14 protein-coding genes are annotated in these 13,321 nt (G+C 36.4%); 10 read left to right on the top strand and 4 right to left on the bottom strand.

Going from position 1 to position 13,321, the window contains the following annotated elements:
• The first annotated feature begins 52 nt into the window (after window positions 1-52).
• The 5 genes from BOQ64_RS14590 to bioA all read left to right on the top strand — a co-directional run bounded on the left by BOQ64_RS14590 (window position 53) and on the right by bioA (window position 5,054).
• Window positions 53-676, top strand: a complete 624-nt coding sequence (locus BOQ64_RS14590; protein WP_129057550.1) for a hypothetical protein — start codon at window positions 53-55, stop codon at window positions 674-676.
• Window positions 669-1,778, top strand: coding sequence for an aminotransferase class I/II-fold pyridoxal phosphate-dependent enzyme (locus BOQ64_RS14585; RefSeq protein ID WP_129057549.1), 1,110 nt, complete (start codon window positions 669-671; stop codon window positions 1,776-1,778). Before BOQ64_RS14590 ends, BOQ64_RS14585 begins: the two co-directional genes overlap by 8 nt.
• A gap of 60 nt (window positions 1,779-1,838) precedes the next feature.
• Window positions 1,839-2,450 carry a dethiobiotin synthase gene (gene bioD, locus BOQ64_RS14580; RefSeq protein ID WP_129057548.1) on the top strand — a complete coding sequence of 204 codons (612 nt, stop codon included), beginning with the start codon at window positions 1,839-1,841 and terminating at the stop codon, window positions 2,448-2,450.
• Between the two features lie 2 nt (window positions 2,451-2,452).
• Entirely contained in the window at window positions 2,453-3,436 is a 984-nt protein-coding gene (bioB, locus tag BOQ64_RS14575) for a biotin synthase BioB (protein WP_129057547.1), read from the top strand.
• Window positions 3,437-3,764: 328 nt separating this feature from the next.
• Window positions 3,765-5,054, top strand: coding sequence for an adenosylmethionine--8-amino-7-oxononanoate transaminase (gene bioA / locus BOQ64_RS14570; RefSeq protein WP_129057546.1), 1,290 nt, complete (start codon window positions 3,765-3,767; stop codon window positions 5,052-5,054).
• A 93-nt stretch (window positions 5,055-5,147) separates the two neighbouring features.
• Here bioA and BOQ64_RS14565 read toward each other — a convergent pair whose 3' ends face one another.
• Window positions 5,148-5,477, bottom strand: a complete 330-nt coding sequence (locus BOQ64_RS14565; protein ID WP_129057545.1) for a winged helix-turn-helix transcriptional regulator — start codon at window positions 5,475-5,477, stop codon at window positions 5,148-5,150.
• Window positions 5,478-5,568: 91 nt separating this feature from the next.
• Between BOQ64_RS14565 and BOQ64_RS14560 the strand changes: the two genes are divergently transcribed.
• Window positions 5,569-6,333 (top strand): MBL fold metallo-hydrolase, encoded by a 765-nt coding sequence (locus BOQ64_RS14560; protein WP_129057544.1) that lies wholly within the window; start codon window positions 5,569-5,571, stop codon window positions 6,331-6,333.
• A 97-nt stretch (window positions 6,334-6,430) separates the two neighbouring features.
• Here BOQ64_RS14560 and BOQ64_RS14555 read toward each other — a convergent pair whose 3' ends face one another.
• Window positions 6,431-7,636 (bottom strand): CynX/NimT family MFS transporter, encoded by a 1,206-nt coding sequence (locus tag BOQ64_RS14555; protein WP_228448395.1) that lies wholly within the window; start codon window positions 7,634-7,636, stop codon window positions 6,431-6,433.
• A gap of 71 nt (window positions 7,637-7,707) precedes the next feature.
• Between BOQ64_RS14555 and BOQ64_RS14550 the strand changes: the two genes are divergently transcribed.
• Window positions 7,708-8,514 carry a helix-turn-helix domain-containing protein gene (locus tag BOQ64_RS14550; protein WP_129057543.1) on the top strand — a complete coding sequence of 269 codons (807 nt, stop codon included), beginning with the start codon at window positions 7,708-7,710 and terminating at the stop codon, window positions 8,512-8,514.
• A 277-nt stretch (window positions 8,515-8,791) separates the two neighbouring features.
• Here the strand turns inward: BOQ64_RS14550 and BOQ64_RS14545 are convergent, their stop codons facing one another.
• Window positions 8,792-10,141: an MATE family efflux transporter gene (locus BOQ64_RS14545; protein ID WP_129059741.1), complete on the bottom strand. Its 1,350-nt coding sequence runs from the start codon at window positions 10,139-10,141 to the stop codon at window positions 8,792-8,794.
• 399 nt (window positions 10,142-10,540) lie between these two features.
• Here BOQ64_RS14545 and BOQ64_RS14540 point away from each other — a divergent pair, with 399 nt between their 5' ends.
• Complete coding sequence (locus tag BOQ64_RS14540) at window positions 10,541-11,110, top strand: Crp/Fnr family transcriptional regulator (protein ID WP_129057541.1); 570 nt, start codon at window positions 10,541-10,543, stop codon at window positions 11,108-11,110.
• Between the two features lie 118 nt (window positions 11,111-11,228).
• On the opposite strand, the gene BOQ64_RS14535 is transcribed toward BOQ64_RS14540, so the two are convergent.
• Window positions 11,229-11,822 (bottom strand): LysE family transporter, encoded by a 594-nt coding sequence (locus BOQ64_RS14535; RefSeq protein WP_129057540.1) that lies wholly within the window; start codon window positions 11,820-11,822, stop codon window positions 11,229-11,231.
• Between the two features lie 85 nt (window positions 11,823-11,907).
• Here BOQ64_RS14535 and BOQ64_RS14530 point away from each other — a divergent pair, with 85 nt between their 5' ends.
• Together BOQ64_RS14530 and BOQ64_RS14525 are read left to right on the top strand one after the other, a co-directional pair.
• Window positions 11,908-12,819 (top strand): LysR family transcriptional regulator, encoded by a 912-nt coding sequence (locus BOQ64_RS14530; protein ID WP_129057539.1) that lies wholly within the window; start codon window positions 11,908-11,910, stop codon window positions 12,817-12,819.
• Window positions 12,820-12,905: 86 nt separating this feature from the next.
• A complete protein-coding gene (locus BOQ64_RS14525) occupies window positions 12,906-13,238 on the top strand; it encodes a hypothetical protein (RefSeq protein ID WP_129057538.1) in 333 nt (110 codons plus the stop codon).
• Window positions 13,239-13,321 lie beyond the last annotated feature (83 nt).

Genomic DNA, 13,321 nt, shown 5'->3' with positions numbered 1-13,321 from the left:
CACCATAGAACCATCCGGCAATATACTACTTTTGACATCAAAATAAAAATCTATGGAATTTCATCATCTGCTTGAAAGAATAGTACAGGACGGCAGTACTCACGCCAAATGGCTGAACACTCTTTCTTTTATGGAAAATGCCGGTGCAAGAAAAATATCAAAGTGCGAACATCCGGTTCTCGTATCACAAATTCAGCTTAAACATGCTGCCGAAGAACATCGTCATGCCTATTATCTTAAAAAGCAGATCGGAAAAATAGATCCGGAACTTTGCAAAACGTATGAAAGCAGAGAACTACTTGCTCCTGTGGCTACCAGACAATATCTGCATTCATTGGATATTAAGGCCTGCAGATACCTTCAGGAGGCTTTTCAGCTTACAAAAGAAGATCTGAAATACGCAGCGTATCTTTTTGTAACCTACGCCATTGAAGTGCGTGCTGATGAACTTTATCCCGTTTATCAGGAAATTCTTACAAAAGAATCTTCTAAAATCATGGTAAAATCTATTATTCTGGAAGAAGAAGGACATCTGGAAGAGATGATTAACCAACTTAATGAGTTTTCTGAAGACTGGCAGCAGCACGCAGATAAGATCTTAGAAATTGAAAAAGAGCTGCATCAGCAGTGGATTACTGCTATCACGGAAGAAGTAGCTCAATTGAATTATGCTTAAAAACCTTAACCGTTTTCAGGAAGCACTCTGCAAAAGAGAACAAGCGGGGACTTTAAGAACTTTAAAGCCAAAAGCTGAAGGCATTGATTTCTATTCCAATGATTATCTGGGACTGGCTAAAAACAAAGAACTTCAGGATTTATTGGTTAAAAAGATTAATGAAAACCCTCAACTGCTTTCAGGAAGTACCGGCTCCAGGCTGATTAGTGGAAATAGCAGGGTAGCAGCTTTTACGGAGAAATGTATTGCTGAAAAACACCAGTTTTCCTCTGCATTGCTTTTTCCATCCGGCTATAACGCCAATTTAGCTTTGTTTTCAACACTTCCGGACCGTCATGATACCATTATTGTGGATGAACAGATCCATCGTTCAGTACATGATGCCTGTAAAATGTCGAATGCCCGAAAATTAAAATTCAGACATAATGATATTGAAGATCTGGAAAACATTTTAAAAAGACAGGAAAAGCATTGTTATATTGCCATAGAAAGTCTTTATTCAATGGAAGGAGATCTAGCCCCGATTCGTGAAATCGCTGGATTAGCAAAGCAATATGAAGCAGACTTAATTGTTGATGAGGCCCATGCATTCGGAGTTTTTGGAAATGGTTTGGTGGATCAATATCATTTACAGGATCAGGTGACCGCCAATGTAATCACTTACGGCAAGGCTTTAGGTGCCCACGGTGCGGCGATACTTTGCAATGACAGCATAAAATCTTATCTGGTGAATTTTGCATCTCCATTTATCTATACCACTTCCGCACAGGATTTTCAATGGATGAGCATTAAAACAGGATATGATTTTCTGGAAGAGCACCAGGAGTTTCCGGCACAACTTCATGAAAACATAAAAATATTCCGAAGCCAGGGATTAGAATCTCCTTCTTCAGAAAACAGTCCGGTTCAGGCAATCATCATTCCTGACAATAAAAAATTAAAATCTTTACAGGAAAGATTATCAGAGGAAGGATTTTTAACCTACGCCATTTATAGTCCAACTGTAAAAGAAGGAACCGAAAGACTTAGAATATGCCTTCACAGCTTTAATACAGAAGAGGAGATTGTAAAACTTACAGAAATTATTAAAGGCTTTATTTAAGAAAAAACATTCAGAAAAATGGCAGCTCACATCCTCGTATCACTTAACTCAAAACCCCGCATGAAACTATTTATAACAGGAATAGGAACTGAAATTGGAAAAACAGTCTGTTCTGCCATTTTAGTACAATATTTTAAAGCTGATTACTGGAAACCCGTACAATCAGGAGACCTTCATTTTACAGATTCAAATAAAATAGAAAACTGGACAGATCAAACCTTCTGCCATCCGGAAACCTACCGTCTTCAATTGGCAGCATCTCCACATCAGTCTGCAAGAGCAGAAAATATACAGATCAGCCTTGATGATTTTCAGCTCCCTGAAACTCAAAACAATCTGATTGTAGAAGGAGCAGGAGGGCTAATGGTCCCACTTTCAGATAATACTTTTATGATTGATTTGATTGAAAAATTTAAACTTCCAACAGCCCTTGTTGTGAGAAATTATTTAGGCTGCATCAATCATACTTTACTTTCAGTGATGGCTTTACAACAAAGAAATATAAAACTGGAATACCTGATTCTCAATGGAGATTTCCCAGAAGACACCGAAAGAGTAATCTTAAACTTCATCACAAAAGAAACAAAAATTATCAAAATACCCGAAATAAAAAGTTCGGATAAAGAACACATTACAGCTACGGCAAAACAATTAACAATAACAAAATTATGATAATGGATAAAACAACAACAATCAGAAACAACTGGACCAAAGAAGAAATAGAAGAAATTTATCACTTACCCCTTATGGAGCTTATTTACAAAGCTGCAACAGTACACCGCGAATGGCATGATCCGTCCGAAGTACAAATTTCCACTTTATTATCCATCAAAACCGGTGGTTGCCCGGAAGACTGCTCATACTGCGGACAGGCTGCCCGTTATCACACCAACATTAAAGTACAGGCTTTATTACCCACAGAAACAGTAATTGCTCATGCTCAGAAAGCAAAAGACAGCGGTTCATCCCGTTTCTGTATGGCAGCAGCATGGCGTGAAGTTCGTAACAATCGCGATTTTGACAGAGTAATTGATATGGTAAAAGGAGTAAACGATCTTGGACTGGAAGTATGCTGTACATTAGGAATGCTTACCGAAGAACAGGCGATAAGACTTCAGGAAGCGGGATTGTATGCCTACAATCACAACCTTGATACTTCGGAACAATACTATGAAGAAATTATTTCTACCAGAACATTTGACAATAGAATTAATACCATTAATAATGTCCGAAAAGCAGGAATCACAGTCTGCTCCGGTGGAATCATCGGACTTGGAGAAACACACAGAGACAGAATTTCTATGCTTCTAACATTGGCTACAATGCCTAAGCATCCGGAATCCGTGCCTATCAATGCATTGGCAAGGGTAGAAGGAACCCCACTGGAAGATAACGAGAAGGTAGACACATGGGAAATGGTAAGAATGATTGCCACCGCAAGAATCGTAATGCCTTCTTCTATGGTAAGACTGAGTGCTGGGCGTATAGAAATGACAGAAACAGAACAGGCTTGGTGTTTTATGGCCGGAGCCAATTCTATCTTCACGGGAGAAAGAGAAACACTGTTGGTAACTCCTAATCCGGGTGTTTCTGAAGACATGCAAATGCTACAGACTCTTGGTCTGAAACCAATGATGAAAAAAGAAACCTGCTGCTAAACAATTATAAATCATTAATTATGAGTTTCTGGATTTTAATACAGAGCATTTTGAATTGTATTCTTGAATTGCTTTCCAAATTTCTTTAGCTTTTGATTGATAATTTAAACGCCAAGGTCGCAAGAAGCGTAATGAAACTACATATTTTCCGTTCGCAAAGGCATTGCAAAAATTACAATAGAAGGCATTTACAACAATCCTTGCTGAGTAAAACGCCTTTGCGACCTTAAAAATCATACTGCATTATTGTAGAACCCTAGCGGACATTGCGTTAAAACCAAAAAAATAAACCTGACTTTCAAGGTCACCAATACATTTTAATCAATACATGGAAACAATAACCCCAACCAGTCTACAACAAAGAGATCGAGCCGTCAACTGGCATCCTTACACCCAGATGAAAACCGCTGATGAGATCATTCCTATTGTAAAGGGCCAAGGACTTTACCTTTATGATTCTGAAGGTAAAAAATACATGGATGTGGTTTCCTCTTGGTGGGTAACGCTTCACGGACATTCCCATCCTTATATCGCCCAACGTATATTTGAACAGCTAAACACGCTGGAGCAGGTTATTTTTGCAGGATTCACCCACGAACCGGCAACACAGCTTTCAGAAAATCTACTGAAACTCTTACCTGGCAACCAGACTAAAGTTTTCTATTCTGACAATGGCTCTACAGCCGTGGAAGTAGCTTTAAAAATGTGTATTCAGTACGCACACAATCAAGGAAAAGAAAAAACGAAAATCCTGGCTTTTAAAAATGCATATCATGGCGATACTTTTGGAGCGATGTCCGTAAGTGGAAAAAGCTATTGGACTAAACCTTTTGAGAGCAGATTGTTTGAAGTTATATTCATCGACACTCCTAATACTGAAAATCTGGATAGCCTACAGGCTCAGATTAAAGAGATTGCTGATGAGGTGGCTTGTTTTATTTATGAGCCATTAGTCCAGGGAGCAGCAGGAATGTTGATGTATGAAGCTGAAGATCTGAATAGCCTGATGAAATTCTGTAGAGAACAGGGTGTTCTGATGATTCAGGATGAGGTTTTTACAGGATTCGGAAGGACCGGAAAACTTTTTGCAGCCAATTATCTTACCGAACAGCCGGATATTATGTGCTTTTCAAAAGGACTTACAGGTGGAACCATGCCTATGGGAATTACAACCTGTTCCCAAACAATTTATGATGCTTTCTGGTCTGATGATAAGTATAAAACATTATTCCATGGACATTCTTTTACTGCTAATCCATTAGCCTGCACCGCAGCATTGGCCAGTATGGAATTATTACTTCAAAAAGAAACCCAAATGAAGATCAAATGTATTTCTCAGCAACACTCTGAATTTATAACAGTATTGGCTTCTCATCCAAGAGTTGAAAACGTCCGTCAGATTGGAACTATTCTGGCTTTTGATTTTAAAACCGGAGACGGTACTTCTTACTTCAATGAAATCGGTAAAAAACTTTATAATGAGTTTTTGCAGAGAGGAGTTATTATGCGACCTTTAGGAAACGTTCTTTATCTGGTACCACCGTATTGTATTACTTCTGAAGAACTGGATACCGTGTATCAGAATATTCTTGAAGTGTTGGATCAGTTTCAGAACTAAGCATATTTTTTACTTAAAAATTTAGCCTTATAGACTTTCAAATCTATAAGGCTCTATAATTTTCTGTGATATAAAAATCTATGGAAAAAGAATTCACTTATCTTCGCAAGAGCTAAGCTCATTTCCCCATGCATGAAGCTTGGAAAGAATAGGCCCCAACTTTTGCCCTTTATCAGTAAGTTTATAATACACTTCTGGTGGGAAATTATAGACTTCATTCCGCTGAATAATACCATCTTCCTCCAATTGTTTAAGCTGTTCTGCAAGAACTTTTTTAGAGACTCTCGGCATACTCCGCCATAATTCTACAAAACGCACCTGTTCTTCTTCAAAAAGATTATGTAAGATCAGTGGCTTCCACTTTCCCGAAAGAATGTCAAGGCTTTTTCTCAGACCACAGTTTTTAAACTCTTCAAAATTCATAGGTTCCTTAGATGTAAATGGATAACCTTTTGGTAACCTTCGATTGCCTTATCTGGGTTAACCAATAGATTTGCCCTACAAACTTAAGCAAATGAAATTACAATTATGGCGCAATGCAACATTGCTATTGAATATTAATGAAACCTCTATTCTTATTGATCCTATGCTTGGAGAGAAAGGGTCTCTGGGCACGTTTCCCATGACAGATAATGATTTACAGAATCCTTTGCTGGATTTACCTTTTAACCGGGAAGAGTTAATAGAAAAGCTTCAAACCATAGATGCAGTAGCCATTACCCATTTACATCCAGATCATTGGGATCCCACTGCTATAGAACTCATGGATAAAACAACAACAATTCTCTGTCCTGCTGTTATTTCAGAGCAAATTGAAAAACAAGGTTTTCAGAATATCATAGCTATCGAAGATCATATCTTCTGGAATAATATTGACATTTCAATAACAGAGGGACAACATGGTACTGGAGAAATTGGCGACAGAATGGGAACTGTGAATGGATTTGTTTTTAAAAAAGAAAACCAATCTGTCTATATTGTGGGAGACAGTATTTGGTACAAGGGTATTGAAAATGAAATCAGTAAACATCAGCCACAACATATTATTGTTGCCGGTGGAGCTGCCACATTTACTATGGGAGATCCTATTATTATGACAAGCGAAGATATTATTAAAGTCTGTCAGTATGCTCCTCAGGCAAAAATCTGGGTAACCCACTTAGAAGCCGTAAGTCATTGTAAAGAAGACAGAGCCTTTATTCAGGAAAAGATTAATGGAAAAAAATATGAAAACCAATGCTTTATTCCAAAAGATGGGGAAGAGGTTCATCTTGATTAAAACACTCTTAATTCTTAAGCTTTAAAGGTTGTTATTTCAATAAAAAAGAGGCTGTTTTTGTTTGAAAAGCCTCTTTTTTATCATTAAAACTATACAATTAATCTTCTACACATTTATTTCTTGCTGCTTTCAATCCGAAATAAAGCATGATTAATACAGCAACACTCAAAAAGTAGAATGAAGTATTCCAGGAGATATCCCAATCATGCAGTTTTCCAAACACTGGCGGCCCAAAGGCAGCAATCAGATATCCTACAGACTGTGCCATTCCGGAGATCTTCACTGCATTAATACTACTTTTCGTTCTTGTAGAGAAAAACAAAATGGATAAACTAAAAGACAGCCCATTAGAAATTCCTATAATAACAGCGTTGACATAAATCCATTGGGACTTCAGGAAAACAAACATCATAGTACTACCAAACATCAGTGCACAGATAAACAGGATCATGATTCTCTGATCTTTCATTTTACTGGCAATAATCGGACAACAGAATGTTATAGGAATCATTGTAATCTGAATCACAAAAAGAACCCATCCCGAACTTTCCCCAGACATATTGTAATCGGTAAGGAATGAAGGCAGCCACGCTACCATACAGTAATAGAATAAGGACTGTAATCCCATAAAAATACTGATATTCCAGGCCTGGGAAGATTTAAACATATTGAAATCAGAAGTTCCCATAGCCGTTTTAGGCTGATCTGAATTTTTCTTATTGAACAGCATTTCAAGAATCAAGACTACAAATCCCAGTGCAGCAATTATCAACCAGATTCCCAAAGAACCACGCCATCCAAATCCCGTCCACTCTCCGATTCTTACACTAAAGCCTGAAGCCAGAGCAGCCGTAAGATTCATAGAAACAGCAAAAATCCCAGTCATTAAACCAATCTGCTTCGGGAAATTATTCTTAACATATCCGGGAGTTACGACATTTCCAATACAAATTCCCAAACCAATAAATACTGAACCTGCAAACAACAGCCAAAGAGAGCCTGAAATTCTCAGAAACAATCCAAAACTTAAAATAATCAATGAATACATCAACAGTTTGCTTATTCCAAACTTATTGGAAAATCTGCTCACTAAAACAGAACATACCGCAAACATAAAAAGTGGAATAGAGGTCAAAAGGCTCACCTGGAAATTATCCAGTTTTAAAGCATCTCTTACGTCTCCAAGCACTGGCGAAACGGCAACAATAGGAGACCTGAGATTACTGGAAATCAATATCACCACCAACACATTCAGAATCATTAAAACATAAGAAGCATTCTTTTTTACTTCGTTCTTCATCATAGTAAAAACTTTTGTACAAAATTAGCATAGTAATTTTGTTTAATTTTGCCAAAGTTTTAACCTAAAACGACATGAATGCCAACGACAGTATCAAAATAGATGAACTTAACAAACCTTATTTTGTATGGTTTGAAGAAAACTGGATTCACGATAATGTTCTCCACCAGCACGATAAAGGGCAATTGGTGTATGTAGAAAGTGGATTTCAGTACATCACGATTGAAGAACGGATTTACCTTCTTCCTCAGAATCATGCTGCCTGGATCCCCCCCAATGCTATACACAAAACCAACTCTCATTCTGAAAAGATCAAGCTGATGATTATGTTTGCGGATACAGAACGAAAGGATTCTTTTTATGATGAGGTTAATGTTTTTTCTGTACCACCAGTATTGAGAGAAATGATAAAATATGCAGAAAAATGGTCCAAATTGATGAAAAAGGATTCTGGTGAAACGGTATTCTTAAAAGCCCTTTTTAATGAACTTCCTCATTTTGTTGAACATTCTCTGAAGCTCCACATCTGTCTCCCTAAAGACAAACGTCTTGAAAAGGTGATTGAATACCTTCATCACCATTATAATGCAGAGATCAGAATAGAAGGTCTCGGTGAACTGGCATTACTTTCATCCCGAAGCCTAGAGCGGATATTCAAAAAAGAAACAGGTCTTACATTAAGCCAATATCAGCAGATGCTCAGGATCATTAAAAGCCTGGAATTACTGAGCTCAGGAAACCAGACCATTTCTGAAACAGCGTATGAGGTAGGGTATAAGAGTGTACAGGCATATACCAGAAGTTTTCTATCGGTTATGAAGCTTAGACCTACAGATTTTGTGAAAAATATTAACTTAGGTCTGATAAAAGGGATTTATTAACATTAAAAAAACAACAAAAACAGCTATATAAAAGCATTTGGCAGTTTTATATTTTAAGATAATTCCCTTTTTTAACCATTTATCATATAAATAAAAAATAATGCATTATTATGTTTATAAAAACAAAAAAGGCCCCCAAATAGGAGACCTTAAAAAAACACAAATGATGAAAAAAAATTATTTCGATTCACAAATATAAGCAAAATTTATATTATGCATTACATCGTATGCGCATTTTTTTTAAAAAATATTTATTTTAATTAAAAATAACCATTCACTAAAATATCTCGTTTTTTCTTAACATTTTGAAATTTAATGATATCAAATAAATAACTCCACCAAACACGATCCATTCTATAACTGCACTTATAATATAAATACTGTGAATTCCATACAGCATCGGAATGATAAGAAGAGCCGGAATGTAGAGAACCAGCTGTCTTAAAATACTTATCACCGTAGCAGGTTTTGCATTTTCTACAGAAGGAAACCAGACCATTGCCATAAAAATAAACGGAAGGGCAGGCAAAACACTCATATAAATCCTAAAATCGGTTAGCTGGCTTGTTTGGAAAGACACATTGGGAATCATTACAGACAAAACCTCTGATGGATAAAACATCACAAAAAGCCAAAAAGGAATCAAAATGATAAGCCCGGTAAAGGAGAAAAGCCTGTACGCTTTAATGCTTCTTTCATATTTTTCAGCCCCGAAGTTCATCCCTGATACAGGCTGCAACGCTCTCATAAGACCCCAGAGCGGAGTATTTAATAAAATATAAAACCTATTGACAGCTGTAAAGAATGTTACATCTGTATCTTTTCCATATTTAGCAATTACATTAAAGACTACAATATTCTGAACAACAATCATTACCATCATGATAAAACCGGGCATTCCCAGAGCCAAAGCTTCCCTGATAATCGTTTTATCATATTGTAAAGACCAAAAGTGAGCTTTAAAAGAGGCTTTTCCGGATGCATAATACCAGATACCCAATACCATATAAATGATCATAGAAATATTGGTTGCCCAGGCTGCTCCACTTACACCGCCGCCAAAGGAATCAATGAACAAGGGTTTTAATGCTACATCTACAGCCAATCCTACCGCAATCATCCATGCAGCAGTTTTCATTCTTCCTTCAGCACGGATCAACATATTCAGTGCTAGCCCATGAATCCAGAAAAAGCTACCCAGAATGGTTGCTCTAAAGTATTCTACTCCTAATGTCAGAATTTCCCCTCTTCCGCCCATCATATACACCAGTTCTTTCGCGAAAATATAACATGGAATTGTAATGGCAACCGAAAATATCAGGGTAAGAAAATTAACGGTTCCCATGGCTTTGCTAAGTTTATCTTTATCATTAGCTCCAATCCAAATACTTACCGCTGATCCTATACCTGTACCTATCAACGTTCCAAATCCCTGGGCAAACTGTGCTAAAGGGTAGGCAACCCCCACTGCTGCTAATGCTGTATTACTGATAAGATGTCCTACAAAAATTCCGTCAAGAAAATTATTCAGTCCATACATTACCATAGCAATCACTGCAGGCCAGGACATCTGCCACATTACTTTCGGCATATTTCCATTCAAAATAAGCTGTCTCTGCTGTTCCATCCTTATAATTGTAAGAGTTTAAAAGAAAAAAGATGTACTGTAAAAGGAAGCTGAAATAGAGAAAAAATGAAATAAATAAGCTATACAAGATCAATTACATCTAACCCTTCATTAACCAACAAATCATAAATTCACATTTCTTTCTTTCAGCTTCCGATGAACACTCATCTTAGCTTATTCACCAATAATTAATAATAGTCTTAAATAATTTTTGGCTGACACAAACTTACAGATCTGAATATGAAACCCAGCTCCTTAGAACGGAATAAATACTCCGCATAACGGAATAATATAGAAATGAAAACAATGAAGCCCAATTTGTCTATTTACAAAAACAGAATGAAAACATAGATCAATAGTGCATTTATCACTACATTTGCTAATGACAGCCCCAGATACATGAAAGAACAGCTGATTACATATATTCAGAATAAAATATCGGTAACAGATGAAGAGATAGAAATAATTTTATCTTATTTTAAGTCTATTTCATTAAAGAAAAATGAACTACTTCTCACCAATGGCCAGTCCAGCCAAAGAACTTTTTTTGTCACTAATGGCTGTCTCAGAATATTCTTTATCAATGAGGAAGGGCAGGAGTCTACCCGTTATTTTGCCTTTGAAAATCAGTTTGCAACAGCCTTAGTAAGTTTTATTACCTCAGAACCATCGGAAGAATTCATTCAGGCTGTGGAAGATACTGAAGTGTATTATATCACTCATAAAGACTTTTATCATCTGCTGGAAATCATTCCGAAATGGGAAAAATTCTACCGAATTTATCTTGAAATAGCCTACGTGACGAATACCAAGCGCTTAATGTCTTTTCTCATGCAGGATGCATTAGAAAAATACCGTCAGTTACTGGCTGAAAACCCAATTATTGTTCGCAGGCTTTCCAATAAAATGGTGGCTTCTTACCTCAATATTTCTCAGGAAACTTTAAGCAGGCTTAAATCTAAATTGTAATTAGAATTTAAACGCGAAGATCGCAAGAAAATTCAATAAACTGCATATTCTTCGTTCGCAAAGGCATTATATTCAGCAAAGACTATAAATTCAGGAAGAGGTTTTCTATTCTGACTTTTTAAAGAAATAAACTTATAGCACAGTATAAAAGGAGAATTCCCATAACTGTATTAACCACTTTATAATGACGATTCAGAAAACGATGTAACTTTTGTCCGGCAACAGCCCATATCCAGGTAGCAGAATTGCCTATCGCGGAAAGTAAAAAAGCAAATACAAGAATAATCCAGATCTCTTTGAACTGAGGAAAAATAAAGCTACTAAATGCCGTTATTCCGTAAATAATAATCTTAACATTTACTAACTGTAACAGAAATCCTTTCCAAAAATCTCCTTTAGAACCTGAAGACTGCTCTTTCTGCTGAGTATCAATTTCCACTGGTTTTCCGGACATTACAGACCATGCAAGATAAATAAGATAAACAGCCCCAACATATTTGAGATAGTTGAGAAGAAAGCCATACGAATTCAAAAGAATTCCTGTGAAAAAAGCAGCCAATACCATAACTACTGTAAAGCCTGAGTAAATTCCCCAAAGTAATATTTTACTCTTTTGATATCCTGATTTCATACTGCTGTTAAGAGCAAGAATATTATTGGGACCGGGAAGAAGTGCCGTTAGCACTGTGTAAATAAAAAATGAAAACCACATATCTATTTTTTTTGACAAAATTAAAGAGCCAAAACACTTCAGTCAATCGGAATTATTTATACTTTTACTTCGAAAAAATTAAAGTATGGACATTCATCAGCTCAAAAGTTTTAAAACCATCGTGGAAAAAGGAAATTTTCAGGATGCAGCCAATGAACTTAATTATTCTCTGTCTGCCATCAGTTATCAGATTCAACAGCTTGAAAATGAAGTAAAATTTCCTCTGTTTGAAAAAATAGGCAGAAGAATGCTTCCTACTGAACAGTCTTTGAAGCTGATTCCTCACATCAAAAAGATAGAAGAGGAGATCGAACAGATTAAACAGCTGAATTCAAAAGACAGAAAGATAGAAGGAAGTCTTACTATATCAGTTTCTGACAGCCTGTTGACTTATATCCTGCAACCTGTACTGAAAGAGTTCATTGAAACAGCTCCTGAAGTAAAACTTAAATTAAAAGTGAGAAACTGCTACGAAGTTCAGAAAGAAATTATCAGAAATGATATTGATTTGGGGATTCACTACCAGGTACATGGATATGATGATCAGATCAGGGTTACAGAACTTTCAACTTTTACGGTGGGAGTGATGGCATCACCCTTATTTTCGCAACAGGAAAGAAATTTTGACAGAAAAGATCAGATTAAAATATGTCCGGTCATCAATAATGACCCGAATGGTGTTTACCAGCAGTATTTTGAAGAATATCTTAAGAAGAAGAATATTACAACCGGCCAAAATATCGAATTGTGGAGCATAGAAGCTATTAAAAAAAGTGTAATGAATAATCTGGGAATAGCGTGTCTTCCTCATTTTGTTGTAGAAGAAGAGATCAGAAAAGGAGAAATCACAGAAATTGATATTAAAGGATTTCAGCGTACCATTACCATGATTACAGCTCATCATTCTAATAAATGGATCAGCCCCGCCATGGAACTCTTTTTAAAAATTCTTAATGAACAAATTGCCTGTGAGTCTGCTGTTAGCCTTACAAATTAAAATAAAATTAACATCAGAGTCTTTTCAGGAAAAATTTAAGCCTTATATTTGCAGGGATGTTAAAATGGTTCTCCATAATATGTTCAATGATGTATGTGCTGGCTACCACCAATGCGGGGGAAGTTCTAAAGGTGCCTATGTTTATAGAACATTTCATGGAATATGAAGGAAACCTTTCAGAGTTTGTTATGGAGCATTATGACAACCATAAAAAAGATGCTGACTGGGATCTGGATCAAAAGCTTCCGTTTATCAATCCACCTATTGTACTCACTGTACATGCACAGCTTCCTGATTATACTTTTGAAATCAAAAAACCTAAGGAGATCAGAATCCTTCAGAAAAACAGCATTTATCAGGAAAAGGACTTCTCAAACCTTTACCTTTCCAATATTTTCCAGCCTCCACGGCTTTCTTAACTGATTCAAAATCACAAACAAATACTTTAAGTTCTACTTAAGGTAATCAATCTTTATTGTTTATCAATCAATCTTGTAGTACT

Source organism: Chryseobacterium sp. CH25, assembly GCF_004119455.1.
Taxonomy (GTDB): domain Bacteria; phylum Bacteroidota; class Bacteroidia; order Flavobacteriales; family Weeksellaceae; genus Chryseobacterium.
The sequence above is the reverse complement of the archived record's forward strand: the minus strand, read 5'-3'. Positions and strand labels throughout refer to the sequence as shown.

Bases quoted from the DNA above. Each gene is read 5' to 3' on its own strand.
- BOQ64_RS14590 (WP_129057550.1), top strand. From the start codon at position 53: ATGGAATTTCATCATCTGCTTGAAAGAATAGTACAGGACGGCAGTACT.
- BOQ64_RS14585 (WP_129057549.1), top strand. From the start codon at position 669: ATGCTTAAAAACCTTAACCGTTTTCAGGAAGCACTCTGCAAAAGAGAA.
- bioD (WP_129057548.1), top strand. From the start codon at position 1,839: ATGAAACTATTTATAACAGGAATAGGAACTGAAATTGGAAAAACAGTC.
- bioB (WP_129057547.1), top strand. From the start codon at position 2,453: ATGGATAAAACAACAACAATCAGAAACAACTGGACCAAAGAAGAAATA.
- bioA (WP_129057546.1), top strand. From the start codon at position 3,765: ATGGAAACAATAACCCCAACCAGTCTACAACAAAGAGATCGAGCCGTC.
- BOQ64_RS14565 (WP_129057545.1), bottom strand. From the start codon at position 5,477: ATGAATTTTGAAGAGTTTAAAAACTGTGGTCTGAGAAAAAGCCTTGAC.
- BOQ64_RS14560 (WP_129057544.1), top strand. From the start codon at position 5,569: ATGAAATTACAATTATGGCGCAATGCAACATTGCTATTGAATATTAAT.
- BOQ64_RS14555 (WP_228448395.1), bottom strand. From the start codon at position 7,636: ATGATGAAGAACGAAGTAAAAAAGAATGCTTCTTATGTTTTAATGATT.
- BOQ64_RS14550 (WP_129057543.1), top strand. From the start codon at position 7,708: ATGAATGCCAACGACAGTATCAAAATAGATGAACTTAACAAACCTTAT.
- BOQ64_RS14545 (WP_129059741.1), bottom strand. From the start codon at position 10,141: ATGGAACAGCAGAGACAGCTTATTTTGAATGGAAATATGCCGAAAGTA.
- BOQ64_RS14540 (WP_129057541.1), top strand. From the start codon at position 10,541: ATGAAAGAACAGCTGATTACATATATTCAGAATAAAATATCGGTAACA.
- BOQ64_RS14535 (WP_129057540.1), bottom strand. From the start codon at position 11,822: ATGTGGTTTTCATTTTTTATTTACACAGTGCTAACGGCACTTCTTCCC.
- BOQ64_RS14530 (WP_129057539.1), top strand. From the start codon at position 11,908: ATGGACATTCATCAGCTCAAAAGTTTTAAAACCATCGTGGAAAAAGGA.
- BOQ64_RS14525 (WP_129057538.1), top strand. From the start codon at position 12,906: ATGATGTATGTGCTGGCTACCACCAATGCGGGGGAAGTTCTAAAGGTG.